16 protein-coding genes and 1 other RNA gene are annotated in these 18638 nt (G+C 69.6%); 6 read left to right on the forward strand and 11 right to left on the reverse strand.

The features are described 5' to 3' along the window. Nucleotides 1-52: 52 nt before the first annotated feature. The 5 genes from ACQZ13_RS24040 to mraZ are packed head-to-tail and all read right to left on the reverse strand — an operon-like array spanning nucleotide 53 to nucleotide 5213. Nucleotides 53-1576, reverse strand: a complete 1524-nt coding sequence (locus ACQZ13_RS24040; protein WP_431048398.1) for a UDP-N-acetylmuramoyl-L-alanyl-D-glutamate--2,6-diaminopimelate ligase — start codon at nucleotides 1574-1576, stop codon at nucleotides 53-55. Between the two features lie 13 nt (nucleotides 1577-1589). Beyond that, a complete protein-coding gene (locus ACQZ13_RS24045) occupies nucleotides 1590-3410 on the reverse strand; it encodes a peptidoglycan D,D-transpeptidase FtsI family protein (RefSeq protein ID WP_431048399.1) in 1821 nt (606 codons plus the stop codon). Then, nucleotides 3407-3757: a cell division protein FtsL gene (ftsL, locus tag ACQZ13_RS24050; protein WP_431048400.1), complete on the reverse strand. Its 351-nt coding sequence runs from the start codon at nucleotides 3755-3757 to the stop codon at nucleotides 3407-3409. The genes ACQZ13_RS24045 and ftsL overlap by 4 nt, the downstream gene beginning before the upstream one ends. After that, complete coding sequence (gene rsmH, locus ACQZ13_RS24055) at nucleotides 3754-4779, reverse strand: 16S rRNA (cytosine(1402)-N(4))-methyltransferase RsmH (RefSeq protein WP_431048401.1); 1026 nt, start codon at nucleotides 4777-4779, stop codon at nucleotides 3754-3756. Before rsmH ends, ftsL begins: the two co-directional genes overlap by 4 nt. 5 nt (nucleotides 4780-4784) lie before the next feature. Then, nucleotides 4785-5213, reverse strand: coding sequence for a division/cell wall cluster transcriptional repressor MraZ (gene mraZ, locus ACQZ13_RS24060; RefSeq protein ID WP_088406419.1), 429 nt, complete (start codon nucleotides 5211-5213; stop codon nucleotides 4785-4787). A gap of 518 nt (nucleotides 5214-5731) precedes the next feature. On the opposite strand from mraZ, the gene ACQZ13_RS24065 reads away from it, so the two are divergent. Beyond that, complete coding sequence (locus ACQZ13_RS24065; protein WP_431048402.1) at nucleotides 5732-5938, forward strand: hypothetical protein; 207 nt, start codon at nucleotides 5732-5734, stop codon at nucleotides 5936-5938. Between the two features lie 162 nt (nucleotides 5939-6100). Here ACQZ13_RS24065 and ACQZ13_RS24070 read toward each other — a convergent pair whose 3' ends face one another. Continuing rightward, entirely contained in the window at nucleotides 6101-7216 is a 1116-nt protein-coding gene (locus tag ACQZ13_RS24070) for an MBL fold metallo-hydrolase (RefSeq protein WP_431053376.1), read from the reverse strand. A gap of 215 nt (nucleotides 7217-7431) precedes the next feature. On the opposite strand from ACQZ13_RS24070, the gene ACQZ13_RS24075 reads away from it, so the two are divergent. After that, nucleotides 7432-8115, forward strand: coding sequence for a TetR/AcrR family transcriptional regulator (locus ACQZ13_RS24075; protein WP_431048403.1), 684 nt, complete (start codon nucleotides 7432-7434; stop codon nucleotides 8113-8115). A gap of 110 nt (nucleotides 8116-8225) precedes the next feature. Here the strand turns inward: ACQZ13_RS24075 and ACQZ13_RS24080 are convergent, their stop codons facing one another. From ACQZ13_RS24080 to ACQZ13_RS24090, 3 genes are all read right to left on the reverse strand, one after another. After that, nucleotides 8226-10052 (reverse strand): methyl-accepting chemotaxis protein, encoded by a 1827-nt coding sequence (locus ACQZ13_RS24080; protein ID WP_431048404.1) that lies wholly within the window; start codon nucleotides 10050-10052, stop codon nucleotides 8226-8228. Between the two features lie 237 nt (nucleotides 10053-10289). Continuing rightward, entirely contained in the window at nucleotides 10290-11255 is a 966-nt protein-coding gene (locus ACQZ13_RS24085) for a carbonic anhydrase (RefSeq protein ID WP_431048405.1), read from the reverse strand. Nucleotides 11256-11340: 85 nt separating this feature from the next. After that, nucleotides 11341-12591: a multidrug effflux MFS transporter gene (locus tag ACQZ13_RS24090; RefSeq protein ID WP_431048406.1), complete on the reverse strand. Its 1251-nt coding sequence runs from the start codon at nucleotides 12589-12591 to the stop codon at nucleotides 11341-11343. 201 nt (nucleotides 12592-12792) lie between these two features. Between ACQZ13_RS24090 and ACQZ13_RS24095 the strand changes: the two genes are divergently transcribed. The 4 genes from ACQZ13_RS24095 (at nucleotide 12793) to ACQZ13_RS24110 (ending at nucleotide 16011) form a co-directional block, all read left to right on the forward strand. After that, complete coding sequence (locus ACQZ13_RS24095) at nucleotides 12793-13779, forward strand: Gfo/Idh/MocA family protein (RefSeq protein ID WP_431048407.1); 987 nt, start codon at nucleotides 12793-12795, stop codon at nucleotides 13777-13779. A gap of 59 nt (nucleotides 13780-13838) precedes the next feature. Beyond that, nucleotides 13839-14174: RNase P RNA component class A (gene rnpB / locus ACQZ13_RS24100), an RNA gene on the forward strand. Nucleotides 14175-14271: 97 nt separating this feature from the next. Beyond that, complete coding sequence (locus tag ACQZ13_RS24105; RefSeq protein WP_431048408.1) at nucleotides 14272-14739, forward strand: GNAT family N-acetyltransferase; 468 nt, start codon at nucleotides 14272-14274, stop codon at nucleotides 14737-14739. Nucleotides 14740-14850: 111 nt separating this feature from the next. Further along, on the forward strand, nucleotides 14851-16011 hold the full coding sequence (locus ACQZ13_RS24110) for an acyltransferase family protein (protein WP_431048409.1): 1161 nt from the start codon (nucleotides 14851-14853) through the stop codon (nucleotides 16009-16011). Nucleotides 16012-16060: 49 nt separating this feature from the next. Here the strand turns inward: ACQZ13_RS24110 and ACQZ13_RS24115 are convergent, their stop codons facing one another. Then, complete coding sequence (locus tag ACQZ13_RS24115; protein WP_431048410.1) at nucleotides 16061-17119, reverse strand: FHA domain-containing protein; 1059 nt, start codon at nucleotides 17117-17119, stop codon at nucleotides 16061-16063. After that, nucleotides 17101-18567 (reverse strand): trypsin-like peptidase domain-containing protein, encoded by a 1467-nt coding sequence (locus ACQZ13_RS24120; RefSeq protein WP_431048411.1) that lies wholly within the window; start codon nucleotides 18565-18567, stop codon nucleotides 17101-17103. Before ACQZ13_RS24120 ends, ACQZ13_RS24115 begins: the two co-directional genes overlap by 19 nt. Between the last annotated feature and the right edge of the window lie 71 nt (nucleotides 18568-18638).

Genomic DNA, 18638 nt, shown 5'->3' on the forward strand with positions numbered 1-18638 from the left:
GCACCCGGCACGCCCGAAGCGGCGGAACCCGCAGTGATCGGCGTTGCGTCGTTCACAGCCCCGCCCTTTCGATCAGCGCGGCGCGCGCCGCCTGCACGTCGGAGAACGCACGGCGTTCGCCGTGGATCTCCTGGTAATCCTCGTGGCCCTTGCCGGCGACCAGCACGACGTCGCGGGCGCCCGCCTGATCGACGGCGCGCGAGATCGCCACGGCGCGGTCCGCGATCACTTCGCGCGCCACACCGGCCGGCAGGCCGGCCTCGATGTCGGCGAGGATCTTCAGCGGATCTTCGGTGCGCGGGTTGTCGCTGGTCAGCACGACGTGCGCAGCCAGCCGCGCGGCGATCGCGCCCATCAGCGGACGCTTGGTCGGATCGCGGTCGCCGCCGCAGCCGAACACGACGCGCAACTCACCGCCACGTGCGGCAGCCAGCGGCTGCAGCGCGCTCAGCGCCTTCTCCAGCGCGTCGGGCGTGTGCGCGTAGTCGACCACCAGCTGCGGCAGCTCACGGCCGCTGCCGACGCGCTGCATGCGGCCCGGCACCGGTGTCACCAGCGCGGCGACGCGCGCGATGTCTTCGAGCCCATGGCCCAGCGCTCGCAACCCGGCGATCACGCCGAGCAGGTTGGACACGTTGTAGTCGCCGATCAGCCCGGTCTGCACCGGCACCGACGCGGCGCCCTCGCGCAGCGTGAATGCGAGACCGCTCGCGTCATGGCGCAGGTCGACGGCGCTCAGACGCGCATCGGCGCGGTTGAGGCCGTAGGTCCACACGTCGAGCTTGCCGGCGGCGCTCAGCTCGGCGGCCAATTCGACGCCCTTCGGATCGTCGATGTTGAGCACCGCGGCCTTCAGGCCGTCCCAGTCGAACAGCTTGCGCTTGGCCACCCAGTAGGCGTCCATGCCGCCGTGGTAGTCCAGGTGGTCCTGCGTGAAGTTGGTGAACAGCGCAACCTGGAGGGCGGTGCCGCTGAGCCGGTGTTCCTCGATGCCGATGGACGATGCCTCGATCGCGCATGCGCCGAAGCCGTCGTCGGCCATGCGCTTGAAGGCTTCCTGCAGACGGACCGGATCGGGCGTGGTCAGACCGGTGGCTTCGATGGAGGCGGCGGTCGCCGAGCCGGGCACAGCACCGGGCACCGGCGGCTGGCCGACGCCCAGCGTGCCGATCACGCCGCAGCGCGAGCCCAGCAGCGTGAGCGCCTGCGCGATCCACCAGGCGCTCGACGTCTTGCCGTTCGTGCCGGTGACGGCGAGCACGTTCAGGCGCTTGCTCGGTTCGCCGTAGAACGCCGAGGCGATGCGGCCGCAGTTCAGCTTCAGGTCCGGCAGCGAGGCGATGCGCGCGTCGGTGAAGCCGTACTCGGCCGCGCCGGCGTGCTCGACCAGCGCGGTCGCCGCGCCGGCCGCCAGCGCGCCGGCGACGAACTGCCGCGCGTCCTTCGCATAACCCGGCCACGCGATGAACGCGTCGCCCGCGCCCACGGCGCGGCTGTCCGTGCGCAGCTGGCCGCTGGGCGTCCATTCCTGCAGCCAGCGGGCAGCGGCTTCGGGGGATTTGAGATGCATCAACATGATTCGTGCCCGCTCAGAAACTCTCGTCGACGGCTTGCAGCCGCTGCTGCGCCACGATCTGCGGCTTCACGTCCAGGTCCGGCGGCTCGCCCAGCAATCTGAGCGTCTGCGCCACGACCTGGCTGAACACCGGACCCGCGACCGCGCCGCCGAAGTACTGGCCGTTCTTCGGCTCGTCGACCATCACCGCCACGATGATGCGCGGCTTGGAGATCGGCGCGATGCCCACGAACCACGAACGGTATTTGTGGCTCGCGTAGCCCTTGCCTTCCTGCTTGTGCGCCGTGCCGGACTTGCCCCCGACGCTGTAGCCCGGGACCATCGCCTGCGGCGCGGTGCCGCCCGGGCCGGCCGCCATCTGCAGCATCCCGCGGATCTCGGCGGCGACCTTGGGGCTGAAGACCTTGATGCCGTTCACCGGCTGGTCGGCCGGGTGCTTGGTCATCGTGATCGGGATGATGTCGCCCTCGCGCGCGAAGACCGTGTACGCCCGCGCCAGCTGCAGCAGCGACGCCGACAGGCCGTAGCCGTAGCTCATGGTCGCCTGCTCGATCGGGCGCCAGCTCTTCCACGGGCGCAGCTTGCCGGTCACGGCGCCGGGGAAGTCGATCTGCGGCCGCTGGCCCAGGCCGATCGCGGTGAACATCTCGTGCATCTCGCGCGGCTGCATCATCAGCGCGAGCCGCGCCGCGCCGATGTTGCTGGACTTCTGGATCACCTGCTGCACGGTCAGGTCGCCGTGCGGGTGCGCGTCGGTCGGCGACCAGCCCGAGATCACCACGCTGCGCGGACCGGTGCTCAGCAGCGTGTCGGGACGCACGCGGCCGGTCTCCAGCGCGAGGCCGGCGGTGAAGGGCTTCATCGTCGAGCCGGGCTCGAAGACGTCGGTCAGCGCGCGGTTGCGCAGCTGCTCGCCGGACAGGTTCTGCCGGTGACCGGGGTCGTAGCTGGGGAAGTTGGCCAGCGCCAGGATCTCGCCGGTGCGCGCGTCCAGCACGACGACGGAGCCCGCCTTGGCCTTGTTCTCCGCCACCGCGTCGCGCACGCGCTGGTAGGCGAAGAACTGCACCTTGGCGTCGATCGACAGCTCGATGTCCTTGCCGTTGGTCTCGGGGACGCGTTCGCCGATGTCCTCGACGACGCGGCCCAACCGGTCGCGCACGACCGAGCGCGAACCGTCGCGGCCCTGCAGGTCCTTCTGGAACGCGAGCTCGATGCCTTCCTGGCCCTGCTCCTCGATGTTGGTGAAGCCGACGATGTGCGCGGCGGCTTCGCCTTCCGGGTACTGGCGCTTGTACTCGCGGTCCTGGAACACGCCCTTCAGGCCGAGTTCCTTGATCTTTCGGGCGGTCTCGTCGTCGGCCTGGCGGCGCAGGAAGACGAAACGGTTCGCCGGGTCGAGGCGCTTGTCGAGTTCCGCGCGCGACATGTCGAGGATCTTCGCGAGCTGGCGGCGCTTGTCGGGATCGGTGTCGACTTCCTTCGGGAAGGCCCAGATCGACGGCACGGCGACGCTGGCGGCCAGCACCTGGCCGCCGCGGTCGCTGATCTTGCCGCGGCTGGCGGGCAGCTCCATCTTGTGGGCGTAGCGGGCCTCGCCCTGGCGCTGGAAGAAGTCCTCGCCGATGAGCTGGATGTAAGCCGCGCGCGCCAGCAGGCCGGTGAACGCGAGGCCCACCAGCGCCACCAGGAAACGCGAACGCCACGGCGGCGTCTTGGACGCCAGCAGCGGGCTGCTCGAATAGCTGACGCCGCGCGTCGTGCCGTTTCTGGCGGCATTGCGCGAGGCGTTGCGGGCACTGTTGCCCAGCTTCTTGCGGAGCTTGCCGATCATCGGGCGGCTCCTTGCGTCGACGTCTGCGCCGACGTTTGAGCATTCGCCAGCGGACGGCCGCGCACGCCGCTGGCCTCGATCGCGGGCGCGTCGGGGTTGAAGGTGATCGCCGGCGAGATCGGACGCATCTTCAGCCGTTCGCGCGCGACCTGCTCGACGCGCAGGTTGGTCGCCTGCGCCTGGCGGTCGGCCATCAGCTTCTGGTAGTCGGCCTCGAGCCGGCGGCCCTCGGTCTGCGCGCGGTCCAGCTCGGTGAACAGGCGGCGCGAGTCATAGGCGCTGCGCACCATGTAGATGCCCGACACCATCACCGCGGCGATCAGCAGCAGGTTGAGGCGGCCGATCATCGACGGCCTCCCTTCTTGCGCTTGCCGGTGTCGGCCGCGACGGGCGGCGGCAGCGGCGCGTCGGTGCGCTCGGCCACGCGCAGGATCGACGAACGCGCGCGCGGATTGGCCGACACCTCGGCCTCGCTCGGCTTGATGCGCGCGATGGCGCGCAGCGGCTGCGGCTTGGGTTCGGCGAACGGGGCGCGGCGGTCGAACACTTCCTTGCTGTGCTCGGCGATGAAGTTCTTGACGATGCGGTCTTCCAGCGAATGGAAGCTGATCACCGCCAGCCGGCCGCCGGGCTTGAGCTTGGACAGCGCGGCGCTCAGCCCCTGCTGCAGCTCTTCAAGCTCGGCGTTGACGAATATCCGTAGAGCCTGAAATGTCCGCGTCGAAGGGTCCTTGCCCGGCTCGCGGGTTTTGACTGCACCAGCCACGACTTGGGAAAGCTCGGCGGTTGTGCGGACAGGGCGCCCGCCTTCCCGGCGAGCCACAAGCGCCTTTGCAATCGGGAGAGCAAACCGTTCTTCACCATAGTCGCGGATCACCTGTGCAAGCTGGTCCACCTCCGCGCGGGCGATGAAGTCCGCGGCGCTTTCGCCCCGCGTCGTGTCCATGCGCATGTCGAGGGGGCCGTCGAAGCGGAAGCTGAAGCCGCGCTCCGGGTTGTCGATCTGCGGACTGGACACGCCCAGGTCCAGCAGGATGCCGTCGACCTGGGCGATGCCCAGCGCGTCGAGTTGCGCGGCCATGTCGGCGAACGCGCTGTGGCAGATGTGGAAACGCGGGTCGTCGACCCGCGTTGGTCCGGTCGTCGCGGCCGCGACCGCCTCGGGGTCGCGGTCGATGGCGATCAAGCGCCCCTTCTCCCCCAGCCGCGACAGCAGCAGGCGCGAGTGGCCGCCTCGACCGAAGGTGCCGTCGACGTAGATGCCGTCGGGGGTCGTGAAGGCGCCGTCCACCGTCTCGTGCAGCAGCACGGTGGTGTGGGAGAAGACGGGGGACGCGGGGGCGTCGGCGGAGGGGGACTGCTCGCTCATGACGGTCAGAAGCTGAAGTCCTGGAGCACGGCCGGCATCTCGGACTGCATGACGGCGGCCTCGTGGGCGGCGTAGGCTTGGGCGTCCCAGAGTTCGAAGTGGCTGCCCATGCCGAGCAGCATCGTGTCCTTCTGCAGGCCGGCGGCGGTGCGGAGCTCGGGGGCGATCAGCACGCGGGCGGCGGCGTCGATCTCGACGTCCTGGGCGTTGCCGAGGAACACGCGCTTCCAGCCGGCGGCGGACATGGGCAGCGCGGCGACCTTGTCGCGGAACTGTTCCCAGGCGGGACGGGGGAAGACCATCAGGCAGCCTTCGGGGTGCTTGGTCAGCGTGAGCTGGCCGCCGCACAGCGCCTGGAGCACGTCGCGATGCCGCGCAGGGACGGTCAAGCGCCCCTTGGCGTCCAACGCCAAGGCACTCGCCCCCTGAAACACGACATTCGCCACTTTGCCCCACCGAATTGCACTTTCTCCCACTTTAATGGCGGGTCGGGCACCGGTCAAGGAAATTTGGCGTTTTTCCCAATCAAATCAATTACTTAGCCACCATTTTCAAGTCAGTGCATGAAATAAAAGTTGTTCAAAATGAAGGACTTAAGAACTGCAGTGCAAGTGATGGATCAACTCAAAGCGGCTGTCGTACCCACCCGAAACCGGGACACGGGCTTCGGACCGATCGCACCGAAATGGGGGCCGGAGTCGGCGCCATCCCCCCTTGAAGCGGTCTGAAACGGCCCCGCAGTGGTGGAAAAGTGGGAGCCATGCAAAAAGCCCGGCCAGGCCGGGCTTTTGGGGGGGGTGGGAGCGGAACTGAGGGAGGTTCGCGCAGACAAGCGGTGTCCAACGGCTGGAGTCTGGTTCGCCCCAACCCGAGACCTTGCGGCGACCTCTTCGGCCCGCATCCCGTTGGCGTATATTCATTTCCAGGGCCGAGCCCTTTTCCGGAGCGAATCGTGAAGAACGCCGACTTTGAACAACGTGCCATCGCCTTGGGCGAGAGCTTCGCCAACTCGGTCGAGTTGGGCGAGACGCTGTTCGCCGCCCAGCAATCGTGGGCTGCCGCGGTTGGCGGTACCGGTGGAACGAACTCGTCAGCTGCGTTGATCGAAAGACTGTGCGACCAGCCGTTCGCGTTGTCTCGCACGTACGACGACTTCTGAGCCCCGCGCCTCCACGATCAAGGCACGGTTCTCCGTGCCTTTTTTCTTGCCTGGACTATTACAGCGTCCCGGTGGACGCCGGCAGCCGCGTCCCAGGCGTCAGCCGACTCCCGCGCAGGTTCCAACGCCGCTGACGCTTCCGGTTGACACCTGGCTAGATGCTCAGCGACCAACCGCCGACGTCGCCGGCTCGCCGGCCATCCCGGCTTCCGGCGCGCTCACCGCGGCGCCCTGCCACCACTGCGGCGTCGGCCCCGGCTGCTCGATCGCCAGCGGCGCGCCGATCACCGGCGTCACCAGCTCCACGTTGCGCAGCCGCGCCAGCGCGCTGATGCGCTCGAACGGATCCTGCCAGCGGTGCATCGCCAGGTCGAAGGTGCCGTTGTGGATCGGCAGCAGCCGCTTGCCCTTCAGGTCGACGTGCGCCTGCATGGTCTGCTCCGGCTGCATGTGCACATAGGGCCAGCGCGGGTCGTAGGCGCCGGTTTCCATCAGCGTCAGGTCGAAGGGGCCGAAGCGCTCGCCGATCGTCTTGAAGCCGTCGAAGTAGCCGGTGTCGCCGCTGAAGAACACGCGCAGATCGTCGTCGATCAACACCCACGAGGCCCACAGCGTCGAGTTGCGGTCGCTCAGGCTGCGGCCGGAGAAATGCTGCGCCGGGGTCGCCGTCAGCTGCACGCCGGCGATGGAAGTGCCCTGCCACCAGTCGAACTGCTGCACCTTGGCCGCGGGCACGCCCCAGTCGATCAGGCGCTGCCCCACGCCCAGCGGCGTCACGAAGTGGCGCACCTTGGGCGCCAGCGCCAGCACGGTGTCGTGGTCGAGGTGGTCGTAATGGTCGTGCGACAGGATCACCGCCTCGATCTCGGGCAGTTCGTCGAGCGCGATTGGGGGCGCGTGAAAGCGCTTCGGACCCATGAAGGAGAACGGCGAGGCGCGCTCCGAGAACACCGGATCCGTCAGCCAGAAACGGCCGCGCAGCTTGAGCAGCACGGTCGAGTGGCCGAGCCGGAACAGCGTCCGATCGGGCGCCGCGAGCAACTGCTCCTTGGTCAGCGCCCTGACCTCGATCGGCGCGTCCGGTGCGGTGCCGGCCGGCTTGTGGAACATGAAGTCCCACATGATCCCCATCGTCTTCCAGAAGCCCTGTTCGGGCTCCACGGCGGGGTTGCGGAACTGGCCCTTCGCCCATTGGGGCGACTGCTCCAGAGACGGCTGGGTGCCCTCCGGAGCGGGAGCGGCGACGCCGCTGGCGGGCACCACGGCGGGGGAGGACATCACGCGGGAAGCGGTCATGGCAAGGGCTCCAACAATCAGGACGGCGGCCAGGCTGCTCAAGGCGGTGAGCGAGCGCGGCAGCGCGCGGGCGGTACGGGCGACAGGGTGTCGGGGAGGTTGCGGGCTCATCTGAAACTTGCACTACACAGTGTAGTTTTGCAGCAGTCTAGACGCAGGAATCTGAAAAGTAAACTCCCCGGTGTAAGATTGCTTTCATGACTTCCGACGCCGCCCTGCCCCACCCCGCGCCGACGCCCGAGGACCTCACCGCCTTCGGCGAGGCCGAGCGCGTGCGGCTCACCGATCGCAAGCGGCAGGCGATCGTCGACGCGGCGATCGCCGAGTTCCGCGAGCACGGCTTCGAGGTCGCGAACATGGACCGTATCGCGGGTCGCGCTCAGGTCTCCAAGCGCACCGTCTACAACCACTTCAGCGGGAAGGACGCGCTGTTCGACGCCATCCTGGAGCGGCTGTGGGTCGCGACCGAGGCGAAGCTCAAGCTGACCTACCGCGCCGACCTGCCCTTGCGCGAGCAGTTGCTGACGCTGGTTGAGCAGAAGCTCGCGATGAGCGACGATCCGCAGTTCCTGGATCTGGCGCGGGTGCTGATCGCCGAGGCGATCCATGCGCCGCAGCGGGCGCGGGAGATGCTGTGCCGGCTCGGCGGCCGGGAGGAAGCGCTGACCGTGTGGATCCGCGCGGCGATGGCCGACGGCCGGCTCAAGGTCGGGGATCCGGCCTTTGCCGCCTCGCAGCTGCAGGCGCTGGTGAAGGGCTTCGCCTTCTGGCCTCAGATCACGATGGGACAACCACCGCTGGACAAGGCGCAGCAGCGGCAGGTGGCCGATTCGGCGACCGACATGTTCCTGGGATTCCACGCGGTCGATCCGGCGCGCTGAGCGCGCCAGTTCTTGCCGTCCTGCGGCGGCCGCTGGCCCTCACCCCTGCCCTCTCCCGCAAGCGGGAGAGGGAGAAAGAGGCAGCGAGCCTGACGGGCGAGCTTTGAAGCTCAGAACGACGTCGTGGGCGTCGAGGACGAGCCGCTCAGGCGGAAGGTGCCGACGACGTCGGCCAGCTTCTGCGCCTGGTCCTTGAGGCTCTCGGCGGCCGCCGCCGATTCCTCGACCAGCGACGCGTTCTGCTGCGTCACCTGGTCCAGCTGCGCGACGGCCACGTTCACCTGGCCGATGCCGTGGCTCTGCTCCTGCGCGGTGTGGCTGATCTCGCCGATCATCTGCGCCACGCGCTGCACGCTGCCGACCACCTCGTTCATCGTCTCGCCCGCGGAGGAAACCTGGCGCGCGCCGGTGTCGACGCGCTCGACGCTGGCCGTGATGAGCGACTTGATCTCCTTGGCCGCGCCGGCGGAACGCTGCGCCAGCGCGCGCACCTCGCTGGCCACCACCGCGAAGCCGCGGCCCTGTTCGCCCGCGCGCGCGGCTTCCACCGCCGCGTTCAGCGCCAGGATGTTGGTCTGGAAGGCGATGCCGTCGATCGTGCCGATGATGTCGCCGATCTGACGCGAGCTGGTACTGATCTCCTCCATGGTCGCGACCACCTGCCCCATCGCCTCGCCGCCCTGGCGCGCCACGCGACTGGCGGTGTCGGCCAGCTGCCGCGCCTGATCCGCATTCGCCGCGCTGTTGGCGACGGTGCTGTTGAGCTCCTCCATGGAGCTGGCCGTCTCCTGCAGGTTGCTGGCCGTCTCCTCGGTGCGCTGGCTCAGGTCGTGGTTGCCCGCGGCGATCTGACGCGAGGCGACCGCGATCGACTGGCTGGTCTCGCGCACCTGCAGCATCACCTGCTCGATCTTGTGCACGAACTGGTTGAAGCCGCGCGAGATGTCCGCCAGTTCGTCCTCGCCGCGCACCTGCAGGCGCTGGCTGAGGTCGCCCTCGCCCGCGCCGATGTCGTTCATCGCGCGCTTGATGCCGGCGAGTCCCTTCAACAGCGCGCCCACCGCCGCCGCGGCCACCAGCGCCGCCACCGCCGTCACCACCAGCATCGTCAGGCCGGCGTTGCGCAGCACGTCGGACAACGCGGCCAGGGCCTCGTTGCGCTCGGCCGCGGCGACCAGCACCCAGTCCGTGCCGGGCACGTCCACGGCCTTCAGGAAGAAGCGGTCGGCGCCGACGTCGGCCAGTGTCGGCTCGACGCCGTGGGCGGTCGCCAGCAGCGCGCCGTCGATGGCGGCGGACAGGTCCTTCACCGGCTTCAGCGTCAGCGCCGCATCGGGATGCGCGATCACCGTGCCCTGCTTGTCCAGCAGCATCGCAAAGCCGCTCGCGGTCGGCTTGATGGACTTCATCGTCGCGACGATGTCGTCCAGCGCGACGTCCGTGCCGACCACGGCCTTGACGTCGCCGCCCGCGCGCACCGCGCTGGCGAAGGTCACGACCAGCTTCTTGCTCGACGCCGCCACGTAGGGCGCGGTGATCACCGGCTGGTCCGTGCCGGAGGCCAGCTTGTACCAGCCGCGGCCGGTCGGGTCGTAGTCCGCCGGGCGCTGGCGGTCGGGGATGGAGATCATCCGCCTGTCTGCGCCGCCGACGTAGGCCAGGTCCAGCCGGCCCGACTGCAGCGCCTGCGTCAGCACGGCGCGCGGGTCCTCCAGCTGCGCGGCCGGCGCCATCGCGGCGACCACGTCCTTCTGCGACTTCACCCAGGCGGCGACGCCCGCGGCGTTGGCCGTGGCCAGGTCGGTCAGTTGGGCCTGCACCTGGCGGCGCGCGTGATCGCGCACGGCCCAGTAGCTGGCGAAGGTGGCGAGCGCGACGGCCGCCACCACGATGAGGATGCTGATCGCGATCAGGCGCGACTTGATGGTCTTCAACACGGCGGAGTCCTGAGAGAGGTGAGGATTCGCCGCAAGTTCTTGATAAGAATCAAGAATCACGCAGATCGCGATCGCGGCGGCCCGGATTCTCCCGGCGTTCCGGCGGAAACCAAGGGTTTCCACCAAGAAGAAGGCCGACGCCGTGACGGTGGTCACGACGCCGGCCCGAAGCGGAACATCCCTCTTCCGCGGCTCAGTCGGTCAGCGTCCCGAGGGGCCTTCCCCTCGCGGCCCGCGTCAGTTCGATTCCTTGATCAGCCGGCCCGATTGCGCCTGCAGCGGGCGTGCGTTCATCGGGTACAGGTGCGAGAACACCGAGATCTGCTGCGACGACAGCTGCACCGGCTGGCGCAGCACCAGCCACAGCACGCCTTCGGTGCAGGGCGGCGTGGTCATCGATCCCATGTACGAGAAGTAGCCCTGGTCCTTGGGCAGCAGCTGGGTCAGGTCGATCGGGACCGGCGCGGTGTAGGTGTCGCCGCGTTCCAGCGGCAGGTAGTTCCAGACCGTCTGGATCAGCGCCTGGTCCTGGCCGCGCTCCAGCAGCACCGCCACCGTGGCCTCGCGCCCGCCGGCGTCCTTGTGGACCAGGTGCGCCACCATGTCGTACTGGCGGCCGTTGATGCGTTCCTCGCTCGGGCGATGGAAATGGAATTGCTGCAACTCGTACCGACGACCCATGATCGTCAGGCCGTTGCCCGGCGCCACATTCACCTGGATCGTGTGGCCGTTGTCGACCACCGAGAAGCTGCTGGGCTTGTAGTCGAACTGGATGCGCTCCTGGTCGACCTTGATCGTGTCGCGCAGGTCGATCGGGCTCTGGCGGGTGCCGATCGCGCACTGGCGGAACTCGGGCTGCAGCTGGCCCCATTTGTCGGGAGCGCCCTCGCCGGTGTAGGACCAGGGCGTCGACGACTTCGCGCCCGAGGCCGCCGCCGCGGGCTTGGCGGCGCGGCGTGCGCGCAGGTCCACCGGGTTGCTGGTCTTGACGTCCGCAGGCGCAGTGGCCGGCTTGGTGCTCAGCTTGAGCGCCGCAGCGTCTTCCTTCAGACGGTCCGCCAGGCGATCGCGCAGTTGTTCGCTGGACGCTTCCCCCTTCGGAGCGGGCGCGGACGCATCGGCCGCATGCGATGCCGCCGGCAGCAGCAGGAACAGGCAGAGGGCCGCCGGCAGCAAGGCGCCGGATCCGGGACGGTCAGACATGAAAGTGGGCTCCGGGGGACAGAAGGATCACCCTTCTATTTCGGAGCCTGACCCGTCATCTTGAGGGCGGCCCGGTGTCGCGATGTCACGCCTCAGGCGCCGGCGTCACCGGCGCAGGCTCGGCCGCCGCCGTGGACACCTCGCGCTTGACCCAGGTCCAGGCCACCAGCCCGATGCACATCATCGCGGCGGAGGTCACCGCCAGCGCCAGCATCGAATGCATCACCATCGGCACCAGCACCCCGGCGACCAGGCCGTTGGCCGCGCTGCCGATGCAGGCCTGCAGCGAAGACGCCATGCCGCGGCGCTCGGGCGCCTGGTCCAGCACCAGCAGCGTCACCACCGGCACCATCAGCGCCCAGCCGAACGCGAAGCTGCTGATCAGCGGGAAGGCCCAGAACGGGCTGTGCGGGAGGGTCAGGTTGCAGACGACGTTGGCGATGGACGTGAAGCCCATGATCAGGAACCCGCGCCGGATCTGCTTGCGCGGCGCGATCTTGCCGGCCAGCCGGCCGCTCAGCCAGGCGCCGCCCATGATCCCGCCGATGCTGAACAGGAAGAAGATGAAGTACTGCGTCGGCGCCAGGCCCAGGTGTTCGCCGAGGAACACCGGCGCGGCCAGCACGTACAGGAACATGCCGTTGAACGGGATGCCGCTGGCCAGCGCCAGCAGCAGGAAGCGGCGGCTGCCCACCAGCGTGCGGTAGCCCCGCAGCAGCGAGCCGACCCGGAAGGGCTGGCGGTGGTCACGATGCAGAGTCTCGGGCATCAGGCGCCAGGTGACCGCGAACAGCAGCGCGCCGATGAAGACCAGGAACCAGAAGATCGCGTGCCAGTCGGCGTGCACGTAGAGGAAACCGCCGATCATGGGCGCGATCGCCGGCGCCAGGCCGAAGAAGATCGTCACCTGCGACATCACCCGCTGCGCCTCGGACGGCGGGAACATGTCGCGGATGATGGCGCGCGAGACCACCACGCCCGCCCCCGCCGACAGCCCCTGCACCGTGCGCCAGAACACCAGCTGCCCGATGCTGCCGGCCAGCGCGCAGCCCATCGAGGACAGCGCGAAGACGGCCATGCCCCACAGCACCACGGGGCGCCGACCGAAGCTGTCCGACAGCGCGCCGTGGAACAGGTTCATCACCGCGAAGCCGAGCAGGTAGCCCGACAAGGTCTGCTGCATCTCGATCGGCGTGGCGTCCAGCGCCTGCGCGATGCCGGCGAAGGCCGGGATGTAGGTGTCGATCGAGAACGGCCCCACCGTGGCCAGCGCGGCCAGCAGAATGGCGAGGGCCCAGCGCGGGGCGCGCCACAGTTGGCTGGCTTCTGGGTTCATGCGTGGATGCGTTGCGAGCTTGCGGACGGGGAAGCCGCCGACGATAACCCCCGGCAAGCGGCGGGACCGGCGGTCATGCCGACCGGGAACGACGCTTGCGGGGAGAAGCGTGCGCGGGCCGCCCGGGCAGCCCGGTCGGCGGTCGCCAGTGTAGCGGGGCCCCTACACTGCGGGACTTTTGCGGAACTTCAGGCGGGGAACGTGGTGCCAGGCGTATTGAGCATTGGGGTGGTCGGACTGGGCGTGATGGGTCAGCGGATGCTGGCGCGTCTGGCCGGGCACGCCCGTCTGCGGGTGACCCGCGTGTGGGACGAGAACCCCGCGGTGCTGGCCCAGGCGCTGGCCCACTATCCGCTGCTGCGCGCGGCCGCCAGCGCCGAGGCGCTGATCCAGGAGCCGGGACTTCACGGCCTCTACATCGCGACCCCGCCGGGACCGCACATCGCCTTGACGGAACAGGCCTTCGACGCCGGCCTCGTGGTGCTGTGCGAGAAACCCCTGACCACCGATTTCGAGGCCGCGCGCGCCTGCATCGAGCGCATCGAGCGCGAGCGGCAGCGGGCGGCGGTCAACTATTCGCTGGCCTCGTCGACCGGTCTGGCGCAGCTGCAGCTGGCGTTCGGCGCGGGATCGCGCCGGCCGCTGGGCGCCCTCCACGGCGTCAGCATCGAGCTGCGCTTCGCCGCCTGGCCGCGGCCCTGGCAGTCCGGCGCCGGCGCCTGGCTGTCGCAGCGCGCCGAGGGCGGCTTCTCCCGCGAGGTGCTCTCGCACTTCGTCTTCGTCCTGCAGCGGGTGCTGGGTCCGGCGCAGGTCGTACGCAGCCGCGTGGACTATCCGGCCGACGGCGTCGGCTCGGAGCAGGCCGTGGAGGCCGAACTGGTCGCCGGCGGCGTGACCGTGTCCATCAGCGCGAGCGTGGGCGGCGACCGCGCCGACGACAACCGCATGCTGTGGCGCGCCAGCGAGGGCGAGATCGAATTGCGCGACTGGTTCGGGGTGACGCAGCAGCGTCAGGGCGAACGCGTGCAGAGCATGGGCGACGCGGAGACGCTGCGCATGAACGGCATGACGGACCAGCTCAGCCACTGGTCGGCGATGCTGGACGGCCATTCGCACAGCCTGCCGGGCTTCGCCGAGGCGCTGGCGGTGCAGAAGACCATCGAAGCGGTGCTGGCCGGCAAGGCCTGACCCGCCGGCGCTGCGCGTTGCCCGGGGCACTGCGGCCCCCGAGGTAAACTCGCTCCCGTGAAGCAAGCCAGACCGCCGCTGGTGCGATCGTGGAAACACGGCACTGGAGGAAGGTCCGGACTGCATAGAGCGGCGTAGCAGCTAACGGCTGCCCGGCGAAAGCCGAGGATCAGAGCAACAGAGACGAGTCGACGGCGGCGCAAGCCGGCGTCGGGTGAAACGGGCAATCTCTACGCGCAGCAACACCAAGTAGGCCAGCGTCGATGCGGCTCGCAGAGCTGGCGGGTAGGTGGCACCGAGCCGGGCAGCGATGCCCGGCCCAGAGGAATGGCGGTCACGCGGCGAATCGCAAGAGGAGCCGCGCACAGAATCCGGCCTATCGGCTTGCTTCACATTTATGACGACACTGCGAGCGAACATCGGCTTGCAGTTCTTTTCAGGGTCTTTCCCGGATCCCGCCCGGTTGGGCACATCGGTTGCTACCTTCCGGGCATGCAGATCGAACCCCTGGACCCCCACAGCCCCGCCGCGATGTCCCTGCTGGCGCAGTCTGACGCGTACATGGCGGCCCTCTACCCCGGCGAGAGCAACCACCTGCTGGACCCGCACGCGCTGTCCGAGCCGCAGGTGCGCTTCATCGGCGTCTGGCTGGCGGAGTGGCTGGCCGGATGCGCCGCGGTCAAGGTCGTCGACGACGCCGAGGGCCCGTACGGCGAGATCAAGCGGGTCTTCGTCCAGCCGCACTTCCGGGGGCGCGGGATCTCCAAGGTCCTGATGGAAGAACTCGAGTCCCACCTCAGGGCGAAGGGCATCGAACTGGCGCGTCTGGAGACCGGCGTGCACCAGCCGGAGGCGCTCAAGCTCTACGAAACACTGGGATACGACCGGCGCGCGCCCTTCGGCACGTATGCCGAAGATCCGTTGTCCGTCTTCATGGAAAAGCGGCTGACGGCCAACTGAAGGTCTGTCCCCTGGAGGGGTTCCCCCGTCCCGGGGGAACGGTGGTGAGCGGATTCGGCGGTGTCGCCGTACCGTGCGGGCTGCTCTGGTTTCCACCAACGCCCCGCCGCCATGGCCTCGAACGCCATCCCCCACCCTACCGCCCACGCCGCTTCCGCCACCGGCTCACCTGCCGGTTCTCCGGCAGGGTCCCACGCGCCGAGGCTGGCCGCCATCGAGGCGGCCCGCGCGCTCGCCGCGCTGGCGGTGGTGCTCATGCACACGACGCACCTGATGCGCGTGGAGCATTTCACCGGCCACGTCGCACTGGGCGGCATGTTCGACTTCGGCTACGTCGGCGTCGACTTCTTCTTCGTCCTCAGCGGCTTCATCATCACCTTCGTCCACCACGCCGAGCTGGGTCGCGGCGCCGCGCGCTGGCCGGGCTACCTGTGGAAGCGCTTCGTGCGCGTGTTCCCCATCTACTGGGTGGTGCTGGCGATGACCGCCGGCCCGTCCATCCTCTCGCGCCTCCTGGCCGGCCGCACGCCGGTCTCGGAACTCGGCGGCGACGACATCCCCGGCACGCTGCTGCTCTGGATAGGCGGCCATCCGCCGGAGTACGTCGGCGTCGCCTGGTCGCTGCAGTACGAGGTGCTGTTCTACCTGAGCTTCTGCGTGCTGCTGCTGCATCTGCGCGGCGGCCTCGCGCTGTACGGGCTGTGGGCCGCGCTCGTCCTGGCGCAGGCCTTCGGCGCGCTGCCGGGCCCCCTGCCCTTGAAGCTCGGCGAGCCGCACTGCCTGCAGTTCCTCATGGGCGTCGCGACCGGGCTGCTGGCGCGTCGCGTCACGCTGCCGCTCGTGCCTCGCCAGGGATGGATGGTCGGCGCGATCTTCGTCGGCGCGGTGCTCTACGAACGGCTCGGCCCGCAAGGCGCCCATGCCTTCGGCGGACGCGTCGCGCTGGGATTGGCCTCGGCCTTCGTGCTGGCCACGCTGGTGGCGATGGAACGGCGCCAGGCCGTGCGGGTGCCGAAGGCGCTCGCGCAGCTGGGCGCGGTGTCGTACTCGCTCTACCTCGCCCACTGCCTGCTGATCAACGTCGTGCTGACGCTGCTGGCGAAAGCCGGCGTGTATCACGCGCTGCCGGAGATCGTCACCTTCACGATCGCCGTCGCGACCGCCGTCGCGGGATGCTGGCTGATCGGGCGCCTCATCGAGCTGCCCGTCGTCGCCTGGCTGCGCCGGCGCACCGCGCCGCGCGCGGTGGCCGTTCCGACGGCGACGGCCTGAGCCGACTCGACTCGACTCGAATCAGATCGAGCCAAGCTGAGCCGAGGCGCTACTCCTCGTTGTCGCCGCTGCCGCCGGCCTGCTCGTTGCGCTTCTCCGCCTGCTTGAGCAGGGGCGCCTCGAGCTTGTCCATGCCTTCGATGAAGCTGTCGACGGGCTTGGGCGAGGCCAGTCTCAAGGACGGCGGCGCCAGCGTGGCCATGTAGTTCGGGCCGAGCCAGTACTGCTGCTCGGTCCGACGTCCGACGGTCAGCGCCAGGCCCACCAGGCACATCGCGCCTATGCCCACCGCCACGCGGCGCGAGGCGCGCGGCCACACCACCGTCGCGTGCCACCACAGCAGCAGCGCGGCGCCCACCGACATGATCACCGGCTCCAGCGCCAGCAGGCGCGGCGCGTTCACCATGTAGCCGAGCAACGGCAGCAGCAGATCCAGCAGCGTCATCGCCACGGTCGCGATCAAGGCCCGCCACAGGTGCGCGCCGAACGCGAACCAGTGCCGGAACAGCTGCGTGACGAGCGCCCAGAGCGCGGCCCAGATCAGCGCCACGCCGATGGGCGCGAGCAGCGCGCTCACGGTGTCGACCCAGCTCGCGGAGCCGTCGCTGGCCGCCCAGTTGGCGCCCCACAGCATCAGCGCCCAGAAGGCCAGCAGCGCCGGCAGCGCCCAGGACGGACGAGCGTCGCGCTTGACGGGCTCGTCGGCGCGGTTCATCGCCTTTTCGGCCGGCAGCGGATCCAGCGCCGTGCGCAGCCGCAGCCGCGTGGTGCCGATCTGCAGCAGCGCCGACGACGGCCAGGCCGCGCGGCTGCCCGCCGCCAGTCGGCGTCCGTCCAGCCACGCGCCGTTCTGGCTGGGCAGCAGCTCCAGCACCGGACCGCCCGCCACGGGCGAGGCGTCCTGGTCCAGGGTCTCGTCGCTGCGCTCGGCCGCGGGCTCGCCGCGGTCCCAGTGCAGCAGCGCGTGCTCACCGGCCAGATGCGGGTCCGACAGCACGAGGTCGCATGACGGCGACCGCCCGATGCGCAGCGGCCACGCGCGCACCTTGTGCATCTCCCGGCAATGACCGTCCCGGTCGACGATCTCGATTACCGCGGCGTGGTCCATGCGAATCCTTGCAGATAGTGACGCGTCAGCTTGGTGGCATTCGCGAAGCTGACGCCGCGGGCGTCGAAGCGGCCGAGGGCGCCTTCGGTCGGGGCGTCCACGTTGGTGACCAGCACGGTCAGGTCGAAGAGTCCCTCCAGCTTGCGGTAGGCGCGCAGGCAGGCGACCGCGCGCAGCGGCGGGCCGTCCTTCTGCTGGACGAAGTCCTCCTTGCAGTAGGGCGCGGTGCGGTCGCGGTCCGGGCCGCCCAGGCGCTCGTTGCGGAAGCTCGCCGAATAGATCGCCGAGAAGCGCAGCGCGCCCAGCTTGCTGCCGTCGTAGACCTCCTCGGTGACGCCGAAGTAGCCGGTCTGCAGCGACTCGCTGATGAACAGCGCGTGCTCCATCCGGCATTGCGTGCGCTGCATCTGCAGGCCCTGCTCGTCGGCGGAGGAGCCGCTGCCCCAGCAGCGCATGTATTCCTCCTGCGGGATCGGGAAGCGGTAGCGCGGATGCGTGAGCGTGCGCCACGGCTGCGCCAGGAAGTTGCGCGAGAGCTCGTCCTGGTAGGCCATCAGCTGCTGGCGCAGCTTGGGCCAGGCGGCGCCCTTGATCGGCGCGGCGTTGCGGCTGCGCGCGAGCAGCGCGGCGGCGTGCTCGCCCGGGACGAGGAAGCTCATCTGCTGCGCGAAGATCATCGTCGACACGTTGATGCCGACGATCTCGCCGTCCTCGTCGATCACGGGACCGCCGCTCATGCCGGGGTTGATCGAGCCGGAGTAGTAGATCAACGGGTCGAAGCTGCGCTCGACCAGGCCGTTGTAGGTGCCCTCGACGACGGCGAAGGCGACGTCGTGCGGGTTGCCCATCGAGTAGATGCGCTCGCCCTTGGCCAGCGGCTGGTCCGCCTTGCGGAACACGAGCGGCGTGGCCGTCATGCGCGCCACGACCCCCTTGGGGTCGGGCGTGTCGCCCTTGCGCACGATGCGCAGCAGCGCCAGGTCGCGACGGGCGTCGAAGTCCAGCAGCTCGATGTCGCCGCCGTCGCCTTCGGGCGTCTGGTACTGGAGGTGGTAGCGCTCCGGTTCCAGCGCGTGCTGGCTGATGACGTGATAGTTGGTGATGACGTGGCCTTGGTCGCTGACGACAAAGCCCGAACCCACCGAGGCCTGGCTGCCGTTGTAGAGCGTGCGGACCTGCAGCAGCTGTGCGCGGCTGCGGTCATAGAGCCGGCGGGCGCTGGCCGAGACCGGCGCGGACGGGAGCGCCTGGCTGGCGGCCGCGGCCGGAACGCCCGGCGGGACGGACGGCTGGGTCGGCACGGCGGGCGATGCCGGCGAAGCCGGCTTTGAGGCCGGCAGCGGCGCGGGGCGTGTCTGCGCCGCGACGGGCAGGCCCAGCGCCGCGCTCAGCAGCAGCAGGACCGCCCCGACGGCGGCACGCCCAGGGGTGAGAGGTTTTCGCGACAACGCAGGAGACTCCAGGAGAACAGCTGGGGGGAGCTGGGGAAGAGCAGGCTCGCGCAAGAGCGGGCGGACGC

Source organism: Roseateles sp. L2-2 (assembly GCF_050613215.1).
Taxonomy (GTDB): Bacteria; Pseudomonadota; Gammaproteobacteria; order Burkholderiales; family Burkholderiaceae_C; genus Roseateles; species Roseateles noduli.

Excerpts from the sequence above, each read along its gene's own strand:
- ACQZ13_RS24090 (WP_431048406.1), bottom strand. The coding sequence starts at position 12,591 with ATGAACCCAGAAGCCAGCCAACTGTGGCGCGCCCCGCGCTGGGCCCTC.
- ACQZ13_RS24105 (WP_431048408.1), top strand. The coding sequence starts at position 14,272 with ATGCAGATCGAACCCCTGGACCCCCACAGCCCCGCCGCGATGTCCCTG.
- ACQZ13_RS24110 (WP_431048409.1), top strand. The coding sequence starts at position 14,851 with ATGGCCTCGAACGCCATCCCCCACCCTACCGCCCACGCCGCTTCCGCC.
- ACQZ13_RS24070 (WP_431053376.1), bottom strand. The coding sequence starts at position 7,216 with ATGTCCTCCCCCGCCGTGGTGCCCGCCAGCGGCGTCGCCGCTCCCGCT.
- ACQZ13_RS24115 (WP_431048410.1), bottom strand. The coding sequence starts at position 17,119 with ATGGACCACGCCGCGGTAATCGAGATCGTCGACCGGGACGGTCATTGC.
- ACQZ13_RS24040 (WP_431048398.1), bottom strand. The coding sequence starts at position 1,576 with ATGTTGATGCATCTCAAATCCCCCGAAGCCGCTGCCCGCTGGCTGCAG.
- rsmH (WP_431048401.1), bottom strand. The coding sequence starts at position 4,779 with ATGAGCGAGCAGTCCCCCTCCGCCGACGCCCCCGCGTCCCCCGTCTTC.
- ACQZ13_RS24045 (WP_431048399.1), bottom strand. The coding sequence starts at position 3,410 with ATGATCGGCAAGCTCCGCAAGAAGCTGGGCAACAGTGCCCGCAACGCC.
- ACQZ13_RS24085 (WP_431048405.1), bottom strand. The coding sequence starts at position 11,255 with ATGTCTGACCGTCCCGGATCCGGCGCCTTGCTGCCGGCGGCCCTCTGC.
- ftsL (WP_431048400.1), bottom strand. The coding sequence starts at position 3,757 with ATGATCGGCCGCCTCAACCTGCTGCTGATCGCCGCGGTGATGGTGTCG.
- ACQZ13_RS24075 (WP_431048403.1), top strand. The coding sequence starts at position 7,432 with ATGACTTCCGACGCCGCCCTGCCCCACCCCGCGCCGACGCCCGAGGAC.